This is a genomic window from Phyllobacterium sp. YR620 (assembly GCF_900104165.1).
GTDB lineage: Bacteria > Pseudomonadota > Alphaproteobacteria > Rhizobiales > Rhizobiaceae > Phyllobacterium > Phyllobacterium pellucidum.
On sequence record NZ_FNJP01000001.1, the window covers coordinates 733,986 to 750,984 of the forward strand.

A 16,999-nucleotide genomic window follows, 5' to 3' on the forward strand; every position below is an offset into this window, starting at 1 on the left:
TGCGCGGGTGGTGGTCAAAAAGAGTGTGCGAACGCGCGTGCATGAGTTTGTGGCCGTTTCGGCCATAAACAATGCGCGGAAGGGTGGAGACTGAAATGGCACTGGCAGACGCAGAGGCATTGCTGCGCAACGAGAACGGAATTGCAACTGTCGTATCGATTCTCAAGAAGCGCTTCGGCGATAATGCCCAAACCGGCAAATCCATTCGCGAACAGCATGCCCACACCACAAGCTACGTTCCCAACCAGGCTCCCGATCTCGTCGTCTTCGCCGAATCCGTCGAGGACGTGCAGGAGGTTGTGCGCCTTTGCGGAGAGTGGCAGGTACCGGTCATCGCGTTTGGAACAGGCACTTCCCTCGAAGGCCATGTGAACGCCCCGGCCGGCGGCATATCGATCGATCTGTCGCGCATGAACCGCATTTTGAAAGTCTATAGCGAAGATCTGAATGTCGTTGTCGAACCTGGGGTTACGCGTAAGGAGCTTAACGAATATCTGCGCGATACCGGGCTGTTCTTCCCGATCGATCCCGGCGCCAATGCGAGCCTCGGCGGCATGGCGGCAACGCGCGCCTCGGGAACGAATGCAGTGCGCTACGGCACAATGCGCGAGAACGTTCTGGCTGTGAAAGCCGTGATGCCCGACGGTCGTCTCATCACCACGTCGAAACGGGTGAAGAAGACATCCGCGGGCTATGACCTGACGCGGCTTCTCATAGGTTCCGAAGGCACGCTTGGCATCATCGTTGAAATCACGCTCAAGCTCTACGGCATTCCGCAGGCGATTTCTGGCGGCATCTGTGCGTTCCCCGACCTCGAGAGCGCCTGCAACACAGTGATCGAAACCATCCAGATGGGCATTCCCGTGGCGCGTATCGAACTCGTCAACCAGCTCGAAATGCAGGCAATGATCGCCTATTCAAAGCTCGACTACGAACCGGCACCCTACCTCTTCCTCGAGTTCCACGGCAGTGAAACCGGGGTGGCGGAACAGGCGGAACTCTTCGGCGAAATCGCTGCGGCCAATGGCGGCGGCGCGTTCAAATGGACCGCCAATGTTGAGGAGCGGGAAAAACTCTGGTCGGCGCGGCACAACTCCTACTTCGCCTGCATGACGCTCGCTCCCGGCAAGCAGTCTCTGTCGACGGATGTCTGCGTGCCGATCTCGCGATTGGCGGAATGCATTGTAGAGACGGAAACCGACATCGAGAACAGCGGCCTGATCGCGCCGATAGTCGGCCATGCTGGAGACGGCAACTTCCATGTGCTGGTGCTTTTCGATGAAAAGAACCCCGAGGAGATACAAAAGGTCGAAGCCTTCGTCGAGCGCCTCAATTTGCGGGCCATTGCAATGGATGGTACCTGCACCGGCGAGCACGGCATAGGGCAGGGCAAGATCAAGTTCCTGAGAGCCGAGCTTGGCGGTGCGGTCGATGTCATGGAAACGATTAAGCGTGCCATCGATCCGGGCAATATCATGAATCCCGGCAAGATCTTACGGCTTTGAGCTTGCAAGTTGATTCGGGGCGCTGAACCTTTTTCTGAGGATTGCGTGCGAGCGAGGCGCTCGTCACGCCCGCGTGCGCAATCTTCTATTATAGCGCCCAAGATAGAGTGATCGGAGCGGGAACCTGGCACGCCTTTTTGTTTTCATTGGTGGACTCCTCGTCCTGGTGCTGACTGCAGCGCTGATCGTGCCTTATTTCGTCGACTGGGCCGGTTATCGTTCGTCGTTCGAGCGGGAGGCGTCGGCGCTTCTGGGCCGCCCCGTTACGGTTGCGGGCAGCGCGAGCGCGCGTCTCCTGCCGTTTCCTTCGGTAACATTCTCCGATGTGCGGGTCGGCGATCCCGGCACCGAGCCTGTCATGACGATCGACAAGTTCTCAATGGATGCGGAGCTTGCGCCCTTCATACGCGGCGAAATCCTGATTTTCGACATGCGCATCGAGAATCCGCGGGCCACCGTTCGGATCGACAAGGACGGGGCGTTCGACTGGGCGATCCGTCCGCGTACGCCGTTTCATTCCGCGCAGGTACGGCTTGAAGACATGCGCATCACGGACGGATCGATCATCATCCGTGATGCTTCGACGGGAACCACGCGTACGGTTACCAATCTGGATGCCACGCTTGCAGCGAACGATCTGTCCGGACCCTGGAGCTTCGATGGCACGCTGTTCTTCAACGGCAAGAAGACCGCCGTTACTGCATCCACAGGCGCGGTCAAACCCGATGGTACGATGAACCTGCGCACCCGCCTCACCCCTGACAGTGTTCCGGCCTCGTTCGAAACCGACGGTCTCGTTTCGCTTCAGAACAGCGGCCTCAAATATACCGGCAGTATCGCCATTCGCTCGGCCGATGAAGTCGCGGCGGCAACGGGCGCCAAAGTCGAGCAGAAAAAAGCAAAGCCGCTATTGTCCAGCCTGCGGTTGACAGGCCGCTTCGAGGCCGACCACGCCAAGGTGACGATCCCCGAGTTCCGCATGGAGCAGGGGCCCGTGGACGATCCTTATGTGGTCAATGGCAGCGCCTTGTTCGATTATGGCAAGAACCCCCACTTCGAAGTGACGGCAGATGGGCAGCAGGTCACCTTCGCGGAGCAGGCTCAGCCGGCGAAAGGCGCAACGCCGACCCCGATAACGGCGGCCGAGCGTCTGGCGGTGTTCCGCCGCCTCATGGACCAGCTGCCAATTCCAACGGTGCCGGGCAGGATCGACCTCAAACTGCCCGCGATCGTTGCGGGCGATACGACCATCCGCTCCGTCACCATCGACGCTGCGCCATCCGCAGCCGGCTGGACGATCAACCAGTTGCGGGCCGAACTGCCGGGACGCACGCAATTCGAGGCAAAGGGTACCTTAAGGGTCGGCGATGATTTCGGCTTCGACGGCCGGTTGCTCGTCGCTTCTCGGCAGCCCTCCGGGCTCGCAGCATGGCTGACCAATTCGGTCGACGAAGCCATCCGGCGTCTGCCGGGCGCGGGCTTTTCCGGCGATGTAAGCCTGCGCGATGACCTGCAGAAGATCGACAATCTCGAGGTTGCCCTTGGCGGGGCCTCGCTGAAGGGTTCGCTTCTGCGAAGCGCCAAGGGCGAATCCCTGCCGCTGACGCAATTGGTGCTCGAGGGCGGCGCGCTTGACGCGGATGCGCTTGAAGCATTCGCTGCGATCTTCGGCAATAATGGCCAGCCTTCAGACGATGGTTCACCGCAATTGCGCGGGCAGGACCTCGATGTGCATCTCAAAGCCGGACCGGTTACCCATGGCGGCCTTGTCGCAGAAACGCTCGACACCTCATTCCGCCTGCGCGACGGCGTCTTTGATATAGATCGCCTGACGATCGGCAATGTCGCCGGGGCAACCATTACCGCAACCGGCAAGCTCGAACCCTTCAAGGCGGAACCATCCGGCTCAATCGATTCGACCGTGCTTTCCGACAACCTTGCTCCCTTCGTGACGGCCATGGCGCGAAGGTTTCCCGACTTCCCATTCATAACGTCGCTCAGCCAGCATGCGGCGAGCTATCCCGGCCTCTTCGAGGAAACCAAGCTCAACGTTCTCGCAAATAGCCTGCAGGGAAAAAGCGGCACCAACGAGTTCTCCTTGAGCGCGGCCGGCAAGACCGGCGGGATGGACGTCACGCTTTCAGGTACGACCTCGAAGAACAGCGAGGGTTTGCGAAGCCTCGAACTCACCATGGATTCGCGCAGCGAACAGGCGGAAGCCCTGATGGCGTTCATCGGCCTGCCGGCGCTGCCTCTTGGGCTTGCTGGCGGGCTTGAAGCGGATCTTGCCTTGAAGGGCAACGAGAAGGACGGGCTGCAGACGCAACTTTCGCTTAAAGCATCGGACGGACAGGCGCTGGTCGATGGCGTGTTTCGCAATACCGGGGATGTTCTCAGCGGCGAAGGAAGGGCCTCGATCAAGGCGGCGGATCTCGAACCCTACATCGCGACGGCAGGCTACACGCTTCCCGGCTTTGGCGATGGCATGCCCGTGGATCTCGCCAGCAGCTTTCAACTGGGCAAGGGCAGGCTTAACCTTCCCGATCTTGCGGGCCAGGTGAGCGGCACCAAGGTCGGCGGGCGGCTCGGAATAGAAATCGTCAACCAGGTCCCCGACGTTCAAGGCGATTTGAATGTAGCGCATCTCGATCTTGCGACTCTCGGTGACTTCATGCTCGGGACCAGCGCGCTGCAAGCAGAGGCACGCGGGCCATGGCCGACGACGACGTTTTCGGGCACACCGCTCTTTCCCCTGAATTTCAAGCTGAAGCTTAATGCAAACGAGGCGGATGCCGGTTTCCTCGGGACGATCGGCAAATTTCAGGCAAACACGGCGCTGAAAGACGGATCGCTACGCTTCGATGACGCGAAGGGGGATATTCTCGGCGGCAATTTCAACGGCATGTTCGAACTGCGCAATACCAGCGGAACGGGACTGGCAACAGGTCAGTTCACCCTGGACGGTACGGCGCTCGATACGCTTTACAAGCCCGATGAGGACGTAATCCCCTTCGTGCCGCTCCGCGGCAAGACAAAAATTTCGGCATCGGTCAATGCAACCGGCACGTCAGTGGCCGAGATGATGCAATCGGTGGCGGGTTCCGGTGTCATTTCTGTCGCCGATCTTGCGATCAATGCCCTCAACCCAGCGGCATTGACGCCGATTGTGACGGATACGGATGCGGCCGACGGGCCGGTTACCCCGGCAATGATCGACGCCACGATCGGCAAATATCTCAACACTGGCGAGTTCAAGGCCGGCGCTGCAGAATTCGCCTTCACCATCGCCGGCGGCATGGCGCGCACGTCGACGTTCCAGTTGGCGAGCGAAGGGGCAACGCTTAGCGCCGATCTTAGGGTCAACTTTCCGGATCTCACCGTCGCGTCGCAGGGACGTTTCGTTTTCGATCCCGGAAAGTCGATCGTGGCCGGGGCCGATCCCGTCGTCGAGTTCAGCCTCTATGGACCTTGGGCAGCACCGAAGGTGACGCTCAACCAGCAGCCATTGGAGCAATTTCTGACGCAGCGGGCGCTTGAGCGCGAGCAACAGCGGGTCGACGCCATGCAGGCGGCGCTTGTCGAAAAGCAGCGGCTGCGCCGCGAGGCTCAACTCTTCCAGGCGCGTGCGGACGAAAGGCAGCGTCTTGCCGAAGAGGCGCGGTTGAAGGCTGAACAAGAGGCAAGGGAAGCGGCTGAACGCGCCGAGGCGGAAAAACGCGCCGCCGAGGAGCGGGCGGCTGCAGCAAAGAGAGCGGCGGACGAAGCTGCGGCCCAGAAGGCCCTTGAACAGGGCCAAACGCCGCCCGCGCAAGGGCAGGGCGGCGCAGCTGTGGCCCCGTCACAGGGATCGGGTACGATAAACAAGCAGTCCGTCGACGAGTTTTTGAAGACGCTCGAACCAAAATTTTAGGTCGGGGAGAATTCCGTCGATGAGCGCGGTCTATCCTGCGTCATAGGTCCGTTGCAGCTCGGCGATTTCAAGCTTGTGCATATCCATCAATGCATTCATGACGCGCGTCGACCGGTCCACGTCCTTGTCCTGCAGCATTTCCATGATCAGCGATGGAACGATCTGCCATGACAGGCCAAACTTGTCCTTGAGCCAGCCGCATGGTCCGGGTTCGCCGCCATCGGCTGTCAGTTTTTCCCAGTAATAATCGATTTCTTCCTGGTTGGCGCAGTCGACGGTGAGGGACACGGCCTCGGTGAATCTGAACTGCGGTCCGCCATTAAGGGCGAGATATTCCTCGCCTGCCAACTGGAACTTGGCGATCAATACCTTGCCTTCCTTTTCCGGGTCGCTCTTGCCCCAGTGGGTAATTTCAAGAACCTTCGAATCCTTGAAAACCGACAAATAGAACTCAATCGCGTCCTCAGCATTTCCGTCGAACCAAAGGCATGGCGTAATCTTCTGGTTGGCTGGCATCTATCCTTCCTTTCGATTTGAATTCAACCGCTCCGAGGACGAACGAGCATGGGCCGGGCCTACACTTGGCCGATATTTTTTTGCAGAGTCGCAACAGCTATTTACGGCCGATTGTTGCCGGCGTTTCTCACCCAGTCGAGAACATAAAGCCTTAGCGCCGACGAAAGATTGGAATTGCGGTCGCGCGTCCCATCCACTTCGGCAATAAGACCCGCTATGGTCAGATTGCGGGCTTTGGCGATGTCGAGCAGAAGGTCGTAGAAGGCGTCTTCGAGCGAAAAGCTCGTGCGGTGGCCATGAATGGAAACCGAGCGCTTGCGGACGGCGCTCACGTCTTGTCCGTAGGCACGTCGGCCGGGTCGGCGGCGTCGGGCTTTTCCAGCCTATTGACGTCGAGAAAGCGCGCGGCCTTGTTGGTCTCATCGCGCTCGAATTGCTTTTCGACCTTGGTCCGACCGTACCGGATGCGGTTCTCGGCGGCGTGCTTGTCCTTTGCGTCCTTGGCCCTGCGCTTCTTGACCAGGCGAAGGTTGACGATCTCGCCCACAGCTATTTTTTCTTGCGGAAGGAGTCCAGCGATACGACGGAAGCCGATGATTTTTCGCCGTTTTCCTCAGCAGCTTCGCCGCCTGCCTTTGCAGGCTTCTTCGCTGCCTTGACGGGCGGCTTCGGCTTGGCGCTCGGCGTTGCGACCTTGGGCTTTTCGGGCTGGGCAGGCGCGATGCTGGTGACGCCCTGATCATTGTCCCCGACCGTTTCAGCAATCTCGACATCGAATTCAAGTTCGAAATTGACCGAAGGATCATAAAAGCCGCGAATGGCCGAGAACGGCACGACGAGGCGCTCCGGCACGTCGCCGAAGGAGAGGCCAACCTCGAACTGCGTGTCGGTCACCTGCATGTCCCAGAACTGATGCTGCAACACGATCGTCATCTGCTCGGGATATTTCTCGTGCAGCCGGGTCGAGATTCGCACGCCGGGCGCGCCAGTCAGGAAGGTGACGAAGAAATGATGATTGCCCGGGAGACCTGCCTTGGCAACTTCGCCGAGCACTTTGCGGATGACGCCCCGAAGCGCTTCCTGGGCAAGTATATCGTAGCGGATCATATCTTGTGGCATGCATTCTTATCCCATGGATTCACCCCTGCCTGTCAAGCGAAAGGGTGACCGAATTTCGACCATTATGGCGCATGGCTAAAGGAATTGCGACCGCTTGTCAGCACTGCGCTTAAATTTAACGTGATGGGCTGGGCGCAACGTTAAGCGCAGTGAGCGGAGAGGGAAAATGGCGCGCCAATAATGATCAGCCGACAATGGAAAGCGGCGGGTTGGGGCGGTTCGAATCGTTGACGTGGCAAGCATAGGCGCGAAGGAACGTGCGGACCGCATTGCGCGACGCGCTCTCCATCTGTTCCGGGCTCAGCGTTTCTCCGAACAGCGTTACCATCTGCAGGTCGGCGTTGACGAGCGCAAGAAACTGGCGCGCGGCGACATCGACATCGTCGATGTCGAGGATAGCTTTGTGGTTGAGGCGGGCGAACAGCGCGGCGAGGGCCGTGGTAATCTTGCCCGGCCCATGCAGCCGCCAAGCCTCGAACAGATGCGGATAACGTTCGCCCTCACTTTGGACAAGCTTGCGCAAAAAGCGCCCGTCCTGATTGCAAAGGCAATTCTGGGTCAAACGTATGGCAAACCCCGTAAGTTCGTTCTCGAGATTTTCACTTTTCTCGGGAAAGGTCGCAAGGACCGAAAAGAGCGCGGCATTGGCCCGGTCCATGACGTCGGCGACGACGGCCGTAAACAGCGTTTCCTTCTCGCGGTAGTGATTGTAGATGGTCTGGCGGGAAACGTTGGCCTCGACGGCAATTTCGTCGATAGTCGCTCCGGAAAAGCCTTCGCGGCAAAACACGTTGGCAGCGGCGTCGAGGATGGAAAGGCGTTTGGCGCATTGGCCACGCACGGTGGGCCCCGCGGATTTCAGGGCAACGTCACGATTTGTCATGAATGAAAGATAAGGCGTCTTGACGTTTTAGACAATGGTGTCTATTTTGACACTGGTGTCCAAAATTGTTGACACGCCAATTAACGCGGTACGTGTACTTCCTCCCAAGACTGTGCGCTCCGTCAAACCTCATCCTGATCGCAAGGCACCGCGGAAACAATCCGGTTTCTGCGCCGCAGCTTTTGAAAGATTTGGCATCATGACGACATCCTTCTTTCGCAACGCTCTCATCCTCGGTCTTCTCACTGCGATCGGCCCATTTGCCATCGATATGTACTTGCCGGCCATGCCATCGATCGGCAGGGAACTCGGGGCAGAAAACAGCGCCGTGCAGCTGAGCCTACTGGCATTCTTTATTTCGTTTGCTATTTTCCAGTTGTTGTACGGTCCCTTGTCCGACATGTGGGGCCGCAAGGCGCCCCTCTACATAGGCATCGGCCTCTTTGCCGTCGCCAGCATCGGCTGCGCCCTTGCGCAGGATATCGAGACGCTCGTCGCCTTCCGCTTCCTGCAGGGAATTGGCGGCGCCGCCGGGATGGTCATTCCGCGGGCGATCGTCCGTGACATGCACACGGGCGTCCAGGCGGCCCGCCTGATGTCGCTGCTGATGCTGGTCTTCAGCATTTCGCCGATCCTGGCGCCGCTGACGGGCAGTGCCGTCATCGAATTTTACGGTTGGCGCGGTGTTTTCTGGGCGGTGATGATCGCCGCCTTCATCGGCCTTATCCTGCTATCGACTCAGCTCAAGGAGACGCGCCCATCCGAGGCGCGTGCCGAAAGCGGCCTTGGCAGCGCCATGTCGGCCTACCGCCTGCTTCTTGGCGACCGGAATTTCCTGACGCTCACTTTTATCGGCGGCCTCGGCATTTCCAGTTTCCTTGTCTATCTCGCGAACTCGCCATTCGTGCTGATCGATCACTATGGGCTGACGCCAACCCAATACAGCATAGCGTTCTCGATCAATGCCGTGTCGTTCTTTGCTGTATCGCAATTGACCGGCTGGCTCGGCGACCGCTTTGGCCTCGTCCGCGTCATGCGTATGGCGGTCACGGCGTTCGCGCTCACCATGGCGGCGATGGTCGTGGTCATGAGCCTTGGTATCAATCAACTGCCGGTGATGGCGGCGTTCCTCTTTGTTGGATACGGCTTCCTCGGCCTCGTCATCCCGACAACTTCGGTTCTGGCGCTCGAGGACCACGGCGAAATCGCCGGTACGGCGTCGGCGCTGATGGGTACGCTGCATTTCGTTACCTCGGCGATAGCGATGGTCATTGCCGGCGTGTTTTTCGACGGCACGGCCCTGCCGATGGCCATAGGCATCGCTCTTTGTGCGGTTGGCGCTTTCGTTCTTACCCAGGCAACAATCGGCAGGCGCCGCGTCGTTGAGGCGGGAGCCGCTGCCGAATAATTCTGATCCTCCGTCAGAAGCATGCGAAGGCTCCCGGAACGCGAGTTCCGGGAGCCTTTGTCGTCAGGTGACGGCGCCTATGGTTTCGATAAGGAAGGCGACCCGCTCCGATATAGGCACGCGTGGAACCTCGACGAGCGCATAGCCGCAATCGCTGTAGGCCGAAACCATTGCGTGAAAGGTCCGCTCGGCCTCTTCAAGCGTTTGTTTGCGCTCTGTATCCTGTGTGAATATCTCCGACCACGGCGGCAGAATGAAAACCGTCGGGTTGTAGCGGAATATCCCTGATGCCTTGCGGACATGGGCTGGAACTTCAAGGCCGCTAAGCTCCAGATAGCCGACAATGTCGGGCACGCCGCGATCGAAGAAGACGAGGTCGGCGCTTTCAGCGGCGCTATCGTAGGAACGCATCTCCCACGACAACATCAGTTCCGCGAAGATGGCGGGGTCCTTCCATGGCAGGGCAGGGCCATCCACTATCTGATGATGGCGGATGATCGCACGCCCGGCCTCGGTCGAGGTTGCGTATCCGCGCTGGCCAAGGGCTGAGATCAGGCTCGTCTTGCCCGAGCCCGGACCGCCGGTGAGAATGATGAAATTGTTCTGAATGTGTTGCTGCATAAATTGGTCCGGCTCGACGGTTGCGGAAAGATCGCAACTCGTCACGCGTTGACGTTAGGCACAGACTGCTAGGTCCTGGCCGATTTGAAATTGGGAAATATGGAAAGCGCGCATGGGCAAGCGGGGGGGAGGGTGCACCAGCACCGAAATCGAATGCCATTGCTGTCATAAGGGCGGCGACGAAACCATCGCCACCCAAATTCGAAGTCCGAATTATTCGCGCGCGAGCAGAGCTTCGAGACGATCGAAGGCGCTGTTCCAGCCGCTGACATGGCCGTCGCAACTTTCCGCCGTCTCGAAGACGCTCTGGCGGAATGTCATCAGCGTCTTCGCCGCCTGATCTTCAAACGTGATGTGGACAAGCGTCTCGTTTCCAGGCCGACCGTCCTCCTGGTCCCAGGCAAAGGTGAAGGCCAGCGTTCGATTGGGTACAATCTGCTGGTAGACGCCGCCGTGCCAGAGTTTTTTGCCCGTCGCGGCCGAATCGAGGCACGCGCGCCACTTGCCGCCAACGCGAAAATCCGCTTCCACCTGGGTTGCCGGATAATCACGCGGACCGAGCCACTGCATCATCCGTTTCGGGTTGGCGAAGGCCGCAAAGACGACGGCAGGGGGCGCATTGAACAGTCGTGTGATGGTAAGGACGCGTCCCGCAGTGTCATTCGTCACGTGGGCCCTATTGGTATCAGCCATCTTGCTCTCCGTTGTTTTGTACTTCGTGCAGATAGTCTTCCAGTCGGTCGAAGCTGCTTTCCCAGAACTGGCGGTAGCGTTCGAGCCAGTCGGTCGCTTCCTTCAAAGGCTTGGCATCGAGACTGCAGGGGCGCCACTGCGCTTCACGGCTGCGGATTACAAGGCCCGCGCGTTCAAGCACCTTCAGATGTTTGGTAATTGCAGGTCCTGACATGTCGAACGGCTGCGCAAGTTCAGTGACTGAGGTTGTTCCAAGCGACAAGCGTGCCAGGATTGCGCGGCGCGTCGGGTCAGCGAGCGCTGAAAATATTGTGTCGAGTCGATCAGGCGTCATCTTAACAGAACCGAATGGTTATTTAACTTGAGAGTTTAATACATCCTGCGTTAACGGCGGTCAAGCCGTTGTCGACAAACGCAAGCGTCCATCGGGCGAGGTCCGAGGCGAATTTTGTTAAAAAGAAGCAGAGAGGGAAGTGGAGGCTTCTGTTGCCAGGTGCCTCCGAACCCCGCCTAGAAGTGCGAACCCCTAGGACTTGATTTGAAGCTATCGCACCGCATTAAGCGGCGAGACGTGCTTCCGCATAGTTGTCGTTTGCAACTACTGAGTTAGCCCGATAACGGTGGTACAATGCCGGGCAAAAGAGCGATCTTTACACCCTTGTCGATCCTGTGTCGCCCCCGCCACAAGGCAGCGTCTCGGCTGCATTGTGGTGGAGGCGCCGGGTACTGCCCCCGGGTCCAATGGGCTTATTGCATCGTCCGTTTATCACCATAGCCGACCGAAGCCGGCACGACTTATATAGGGCCTGATTTGTTGAATTGAAAGAGTGCATTGACTTCAAATCGTTGCTGGGGAATGTTTCGACTCGTATACAGAGTCACCGCCTCATGCGTCGGCCAGTCGCGAGGCGTCTTCAGGTTTCAGGGAGGCTGCAATGCGGGGCATTGCACCCAGCAAGCAGGGGAATTTCCATGACTGACTATTTGAAGGATGTACGCCATTACGACGCAGCTGCCGATGAGGCGACTGTTGCCAAGATCGTCAAGCACCTCGGCATTGCCCTGCGCAACCGCGACTCGTCGCTGGTATCCTGCACGGACCCTGATGAACTCAAGCGGGTACGTACCAACTGGGTGGAAAAGAAACTCGGCCTCACCGACACCGCCAAGGCGGAAGCCGCGATCGAGTCGGTTTGTGCCGCCATGAAGGCTGACAACACCAAGAGCCGTGTCACCTTCTACTATTTGACGGCGAAAGCACTCGGCGCCCTCGGAAGCCTCTGATCCACGCTTTCCTGATCGATGTGAAATCCCTGGCCGTGCGCCGGGGATTTTGCGTCAGGAGGCCGCGCGGCCGGCGACTTCAAACCGCTCCAGCCTATAAGGCGCCAGGCGTTTATCGACAGCCTGCGTCATGATTTCGCCGCCGACCATGGTTCCTACCAAGGGGGCGAGGGTGACACCTGAATGCATGACGGCAATGTAAAGGCCGTCGCAACCTTCTGGCCGGCCAATGACGGGAAATCCGTCCGCAGGCGTCGGGCGATATCCTATCGTGTGAAACTCAAGGGCAAGATCGTCCGCATCCCGAAACATTGCCTTGACCTTGGCGAAGAGAGCTTCCGCGGTTTGGCCAGGATCGTCGCCGGGCTCGCTTCCCGCGAAATCGCTGCCGGCAATGATACGCCCGGCCGCCGTCTGGCGCATGTGGACTTCGGGCGCAATCACCAATCCATTCAAACGCTGCCGTGTTGGCTTGGAATGAACAATCAAACCGGGCGGCGTCTCAAGCGGCACTGTAACGCCGACAGACGCCGCAAGCTTGGCAACAGCGGCTCCGGCGGCGAGCACCACCATGTCGGCCGTCATTTCACCGGAAGAGGTCCGGACGCCGGTAATACGCCCACCTTCCTCGCGCAGGGCGGAGACGGTCACATTGTCGATCAACGTTGCGCCGTGGGCTCGCGCATCAGCAAACAGTATGCGCGCGGCGTCGACCGGCTCGACTGCGCCTTCCTCCGCAACGGCAACCGCGAAGTCCGGATGTTCTGCGAGGTTTGGCTCCAGATTGGAAGCCTCAGCACGGCCAACGTGCCTGATATCGTAGCCCCAGCGTCCGTGCTCGGTCAGATAGGCATGCAATTCATCAGGCGCGAGGTCCCAGCACAGGCTGCCGCACCAGCGCAGCGGCATGTCCGGCAATTGCGATGCAAGCTGCCGCCACTCAGCCATCGCGCTACGTCGCAGCCGGAAATAGGGTTCCGGATTGCCCCAGCTCGCGTTGATCCAGGCAAAAGAAGCAGTGGTCGCAACGCCGCCCGCGTGCTCGGCGAGCACGGTGACCTCAGCGCCGGCTTTCGCCAGCGAGCGGGCAATTGATGCGCCGATAATGCCGGCGCCGACGACGATAATTTTCATGGACCTCATTTGCTCTCGAAATTGCGACGGCCGGGATCCGTCCTGTGGAGAAAACCGGCAAAGACATCGCCGGATGCCGCATCCGACACTTGGGGTAGCAGCCGGCCCACTTCACCGCGATGTTAGCTGCCATGGGTAATCACATGCGCTCTTGCTATTCAATCAAATTCAAAATGGCGGGTCATCAAAAGGCAAATGTCGAACGACTTCAGACAGATCGAAGCGATCAGAGCTTGATGCTCATACGCGAGGCTTATGCCCTCATGCGCTCTGAAGCCGGGATACTGTGGATTGGCGAAAGCGATGGTTTTTCGCCGGTCGAATCTGCTAAGAAGGAGGCATGCGCACTTATCTCGATCTTCTCCAGCATGTCCTGGACACAGGCGTCGACCGCGGCGACCGGACCGGTACCGGGACACGCTCCGTGTTCGGCTACCAGATGCGGTTTGATCTTTCGGCAGGCTTCCCGCTGCTGACGACGAAGAAGCTCCACCTCAAGTCCATTATCCATGAGTTGCTGTGGTTTCTCGAGGGCGATACCAACATCGCCTATTTGAATGAGCACGGTGTCACCATCTGGGATGAGTGGGCCGATGAGAACGGCGACCTTGGGCCGGTATACGGCTACCAGTGGCGTTCCTGGCCGGCCGCCGATGGGCGGCACATCGACCAGATTGCCAATGTGGTCGAGGCGATAAAGACCAACCCGCATTCGCGGCGCCTGATTGTTTCGGCGTGGAATCCGGCGCTTGTCGACGAGATGGCCCTGCCGCCATGCCATTGCCTGTTCCAGTTTTACGTTTCGGATGGAAAGCTTTCCTGCCAGCTCTACCAGCGCTCGGCCGATATTTTCCTGGGCGTACCCTTCAACATCGCCTCCTACGCGCTGCTGACGATGATGGTGGCGCAGGTAACAGGCCTGAAGCCCGGCGATTTTGTCCACACGCTTGGCGATGCGCATCTCTATTCGAACCATTTCGAACAGGCCAGGCTTCAGCTTGGCCGGACTCCCGGTCCCCTGCCGAAGATGCACATCAATCCGGCGGTAACGGACCTCTTTGCCTTCAAATATGACGATTTCCGTCTGATAGATTACGTCGCCGAATCCAGCATAAAGGCGCCGATCGCCGTTTAGGCTTTTTCGTCGCGGGTGCTCATTAAGAACGGACGATGTCAGCATGATCAGTTTCGTAGTTGCAATTGCCGAAAATGGCGTCATCGGACGAGAGAACGGCCTGCCTTGGCGGCTGTCCTCGGATCTGAAGCGCTTCAAGGCGACGACAATGGGCAAGCCCATCATCATGGGCCGCAAGACCTGGGATTCCCTCGGCCGCCCGTTGCCCGGACGCACCAATATCGTCGTAACGCGCGACGCTGCCTTCGGAGTCGATGGCGTCATTGCGGTTCGCTCCGTCGATGAAGCGCTGGTCGTGGCCGGCAGTCATGCCTCTGCCGACAAGGTCGACGAGATCTGCATCATTGGTGGGGGCGAAATCTTTCGCCAGACCTTGAACCGCGTCGACCGGCTCTACGTGACCTGGGTGCTCGCTGACATCGATGGCGACGTGCACTTTCCGCCGATCGATCCCAAGATCTGGGCCGAGGTTTCCAGCGAGGAATTCCCGGCTGGCGAGAAGGACAATTATCCGACGCGGTTTGCCGTCTACGAGCGCCGCTGAGTGCACGCCTAAACTGCGCGCGATATGAAAATATCGTGATAAGGAACCATAATCGTTCGGCTTTTTACCAAATTCGCGCGAAATCCGGCCGCGCGCGTTGAAAGCGTGCCCTGCCATCCCTATAAACGGGACATCGTGACAGTGGGAGGAAGCCAAGGGGTTGGCGTTTTCCTTCAAAATATGAGGTAGGAATGCCCTGGAGTAATCAGAACGGCGGCGGCGGCCCATGGGGTGGCGGCGGTAACAATAGTGGTGGTGGGGGCCCATGGGGCCAGAAGCCGCAAGGGGGCGGTGGCGGTAATCCGCCGGACCTCGAAGATATACTCCGTCGCGGTCAGGATCGTTTGCGTCAGGCTCTGCCTGGCGGTTCCGGCGGCAGCCCTGCTTTTTGGGGGATTGCAGCCCTCGTTCTCGTTGCTTTCTGGCTTTTCCAGTCGGTCTATACGGTGCAGCCGGATGAGCGCGCCGTTGAACTGCGCTTCGGCAAGCCGAAGCCCGATATCGCCGAACCTGGCCTGCATTTCCATTTCTGGCCGATCGAATCCTATGAAAAGGTCGAGATCGTCGAAAAACAGAAGAATATTGGCGGTCAGGGTGCGCGCGGTGCCAAGGAAGGCCTGATGCTATCGGGCGACCAGAATATCGTGGACGTCCAGTTCTCCGTGCTCTATCGCGTTTCCGATCCTGTCGCCTATCTCTTCCATGTCGAAAACCCGGAGAATCTGGTGCAGCAGGTGTCCGAGAGCGCCATGCGCGAGATCGTCGGCCGCAGTCCGGCGCAGGACATTTTCCGTGACAATCGTGCGGGCATTGCCAACGACGTGCGCGGTATTATCCAGAAGACGCTCGACGATTATGGCGCTGGCATGCAGATCAATGCCGTATCGATCGAGGATGCGGCACCGCCGCGCGAGGTCGCCGATGCCTTCGATGAAGTGCAGCGCGCCGAGCAGGACGAAGACCGTTTTGTCGAAGAATCGAACCAGTATTCCAACCAGAAGCTCGGTCAGGCCCGCGGTGAGGGCGCACAGATCCGCGAAGATGCGGCCGCTTACAAGAACCGTATCGTGCAGGAAGCCCAGGGTGAGGCGCAGCGCTTTACCTCAGTCTACGATCAATATGTGAAGGCGCCGGAGGTTACCCGCAAGCGTCTCTTCCTCGAAACAATGGAGCGTGTCCTGAAGGACTCCAATAAAGTGATTGTCGATCAGAGCGGCCAGGGCGTCGTTCCTTATCTGCCTCTGACGGAACTGACCAAGCAGCAGCAGCGTCCGGCAGCCGAGGGGGCGAAGCAATGACCCAGAACCGCCTCCCCATCATCGTCGGCCTCATCGCCCTTGTCGCCTTGCTGGTCTATTCGTCGATTTTCGTCGTTCGCGCCGGTCAGCAAGCCATCGTTCTGCGCTTCGGCCAGATCGTCGATGTGAAATCCGATCCTGGCATCTATTTCAAATTGCCGTTCGGCTTCCTCGAGGCCGACAATGTCCAGATGATCGAGGATCGTCTCCTGAGCTTCGAACTCGACAATATCCGCGTGCAGGTCTCCGGCGGCAAGTTCTACGAGGTCGATGCCTTCCTCGTTTACCAGATCACCGACCCGCGTAAGTTCCGGCAGACCGTGTCGGGTGACGTTACACTGGCGGAAGCCCGGCTGCGTACCCGTCTCGATGCCTCGTTGCGTGGTGTCTATGGTTTGCGCGGTTTCGAAGCTGCGCTGTCCGATGAGCGCGCCGGCATGATGCATGAGGTGCGTGAACAGCTGCGTCCCGATGCAGAATCGCTGGGCCTGAAGATCACCGACGTGCGTATTCGCCGGACTGATCTCACCCAGGAAGTCTCGCAGCAGACCTTCGACCGGATGAAGGCGGAGCGCCTTGCGGAAGCCGAACGCCTGCGTGCCCGCGGCCGTGAAGCAGCCCAGCGCATCAAGGCCATCGCCGACCGCCAGGTGGTCGAGATCATCGCCGAAGCCCGCAAGGAATCGGAAATCATGCGAGGCGAGGGCGAAGGTGAGCGCAGCCGCGTCTTTGCCGAAGTGTTCTCCAAGGATCCGGATTTCTTCTCGTTCTACCGGTCGATGACGGCCTATGGCACCGCTCTCGACAATACTGGAACGACGATGGTGCTTTCGCCCAATTCCGAGTTCTTCCGTTATTTCCAGGACTCGAATGGAAACCTTCCTCCGGTGAGCGGCGCCACCTCGCCGGCGCCGGCCGCTCCTGCGCCTGCCCCGCAATAGGGGCAGGC

17 protein-coding genes, 1 other RNA gene and 1 pseudogene are annotated in these 16,999 nt (G+C 59.1%); 8 read left to right on the forward strand and 11 right to left on the reverse strand.

The features are described 5' to 3' along the window. Window positions 1–95 precede the first annotated feature (95 nt). The gene (locus BLR72_RS03395; RefSeq protein ID WP_091945078.1) at window positions 96–1,505 is read left to right on the forward strand and encodes an FAD-binding oxidoreductase; all 1,410 of its coding nucleotides are present in this window, start codon (window positions 96–98) and stop codon (window positions 1,503–1,505) included. Between the two features lie 145 nt (window positions 1,506–1,650). Continuing rightward, window positions 1,651–5,415 carry an AsmA family protein gene (locus tag BLR72_RS03400; protein WP_280140115.1) on the forward strand — a complete coding sequence of 1,255 codons (3,765 nt, stop codon included), beginning with the start codon at window positions 1,651–1,653 and terminating at the stop codon, window positions 5,413–5,415. 30 nt (window positions 5,416–5,445) lie between these two features. Here BLR72_RS03400 and BLR72_RS03405 read toward each other — a convergent pair whose 3' ends face one another. The 5 genes from BLR72_RS03405 to BLR72_RS03425 form a co-directional block, all read right to left on the reverse strand. Then, window positions 5,446–5,931 carry a VOC family protein gene (locus tag BLR72_RS03405; RefSeq protein ID WP_091945082.1) on the reverse strand — a complete coding sequence of 162 codons (486 nt, stop codon included), beginning with the start codon at window positions 5,929–5,931 and terminating at the stop codon, window positions 5,446–5,448. Between the two features lie 101 nt (window positions 5,932–6,032). Next, complete coding sequence (locus BLR72_RS03410) at window positions 6,033–6,263, reverse strand: ribbon-helix-helix domain-containing protein (RefSeq protein ID WP_091945084.1); 231 nt, start codon at window positions 6,261–6,263, stop codon at window positions 6,033–6,035. Next, entirely contained in the window at window positions 6,260–6,478 is a 219-nt protein-coding gene (locus BLR72_RS03415) for a DUF4169 family protein (RefSeq protein ID WP_036814435.1), read from the reverse strand. Before BLR72_RS03415 ends, BLR72_RS03410 begins: the two co-directional genes overlap by 4 nt. A 2-nt stretch (window positions 6,479–6,480) precedes the next feature. Continuing rightward, window positions 6,481–7,050 carry an SspB family protein gene (locus BLR72_RS03420; protein WP_027231866.1) on the reverse strand — a complete coding sequence of 190 codons (570 nt, stop codon included), beginning with the start codon at window positions 7,048–7,050 and terminating at the stop codon, window positions 6,481–6,483. Between the two features lie 184 nt (window positions 7,051–7,234). Further along, window positions 7,235–7,933 (reverse strand): TetR/AcrR family transcriptional regulator, encoded by a 699-nt coding sequence (locus BLR72_RS03425; protein ID WP_091945085.1) that lies wholly within the window; start codon window positions 7,931–7,933, stop codon window positions 7,235–7,237. A gap of 199 nt (window positions 7,934–8,132) precedes the next feature. Between BLR72_RS03425 and BLR72_RS03430 the strand changes: the two genes are divergently transcribed. Continuing rightward, window positions 8,133–9,341, forward strand: a complete 1,209-nt coding sequence (locus BLR72_RS03430; protein ID WP_091945088.1) for a multidrug effflux MFS transporter — start codon at window positions 8,133–8,135, stop codon at window positions 9,339–9,341. Window positions 9,342–9,404: 63 nt separating this feature from the next. On the opposite strand, the gene BLR72_RS03435 is transcribed toward BLR72_RS03430, so the two are convergent. The 4 genes from BLR72_RS03435 to ssrA all read right to left on the reverse strand — a co-directional run bounded on the left by BLR72_RS03435 (window position 9,405) and on the right by ssrA (window position 11,484). Beyond that, window positions 9,405–9,962: an AAA family ATPase gene (locus BLR72_RS03435; protein WP_091945090.1), complete on the reverse strand. Its 558-nt coding sequence runs from the start codon at window positions 9,960–9,962 to the stop codon at window positions 9,405–9,407. A gap of 213 nt (window positions 9,963–10,175) precedes the next feature. Further along, a complete protein-coding gene (locus BLR72_RS03440) occupies window positions 10,176–10,655 on the reverse strand; it encodes an SRPBCC family protein (RefSeq protein WP_091945092.1) in 480 nt (159 codons plus the stop codon). Beyond that, window positions 10,648–10,989 (reverse strand): ArsR/SmtB family transcription factor, encoded by a 342-nt coding sequence (locus BLR72_RS03445; RefSeq protein WP_027231862.1) that lies wholly within the window; start codon window positions 10,987–10,989, stop codon window positions 10,648–10,650. The genes BLR72_RS03440 and BLR72_RS03445 overlap by 8 nt, the downstream gene beginning before the upstream one ends. 138 nt (window positions 10,990–11,127) lie before the next feature. Then, window positions 11,128–11,484, reverse strand: a transfer-messenger RNA (tmRNA) gene (gene ssrA / locus BLR72_RS03450). Window positions 11,485–11,627: 143 nt separating this feature from the next. On the opposite strand from ssrA, the gene BLR72_RS03455 reads away from it, so the two are divergent. After that, on the forward strand, window positions 11,628–11,939 hold the full coding sequence (locus BLR72_RS03455; protein ID WP_027231861.1) for a DUF2853 family protein: 312 nt from the start codon (window positions 11,628–11,630) through the stop codon (window positions 11,937–11,939). A 54-nt stretch (window positions 11,940–11,993) separates the two neighbouring features. On the opposite strand, the gene BLR72_RS03460 is transcribed toward BLR72_RS03455, so the two are convergent. Together BLR72_RS03460 and BLR72_RS22875 are read right to left on the reverse strand one after the other, a co-directional pair. Then, a complete protein-coding gene (locus BLR72_RS03460) occupies window positions 11,994–13,082 on the reverse strand; it encodes an NAD(P)/FAD-dependent oxidoreductase (RefSeq protein ID WP_091945095.1) in 1,089 nt (362 codons plus the stop codon). Continuing rightward, window positions 13,079–13,222: pseudogene (locus BLR72_RS22875) on the reverse strand (damage-inducible protein DinB); the annotation flags it as partial. The gene BLR72_RS03460 and the pseudogene BLR72_RS22875, both read right to left, overlap by 4 nt. A gap of 191 nt (window positions 13,223–13,413) precedes the next feature. Between BLR72_RS22875 and BLR72_RS03465 the strand changes: the two are divergent. From BLR72_RS03465 to BLR72_RS03480, 4 genes are all read left to right on the forward strand, one after another. Further along, on the forward strand, window positions 13,414–14,208 hold the full coding sequence (locus BLR72_RS03465; protein ID WP_027231859.1) for a thymidylate synthase: 795 nt from the start codon (window positions 13,414–13,416) through the stop codon (window positions 14,206–14,208). Window positions 14,209–14,251: 43 nt separating this feature from the next. Beyond that, window positions 14,252–14,752 (forward strand): dihydrofolate reductase, encoded by a 501-nt coding sequence (locus BLR72_RS03470; RefSeq protein WP_091922233.1) that lies wholly within the window; start codon window positions 14,252–14,254, stop codon window positions 14,750–14,752. 191 nt (window positions 14,753–14,943) lie between these two features. Then, window positions 14,944–16,050 carry an FtsH protease activity modulator HflK gene (gene hflK / locus BLR72_RS03475; RefSeq protein ID WP_027231857.1) on the forward strand — a complete coding sequence of 369 codons (1,107 nt, stop codon included), beginning with the start codon at window positions 14,944–14,946 and terminating at the stop codon, window positions 16,048–16,050. Then, window positions 16,047–16,991, forward strand: a complete 945-nt coding sequence (locus BLR72_RS03480) for a protease modulator HflC (RefSeq protein ID WP_091922229.1) — start codon at window positions 16,047–16,049, stop codon at window positions 16,989–16,991. Before hflK ends, BLR72_RS03480 begins: the two co-directional genes overlap by 4 nt. Window positions 16,992–16,999 lie beyond the last annotated feature (8 nt).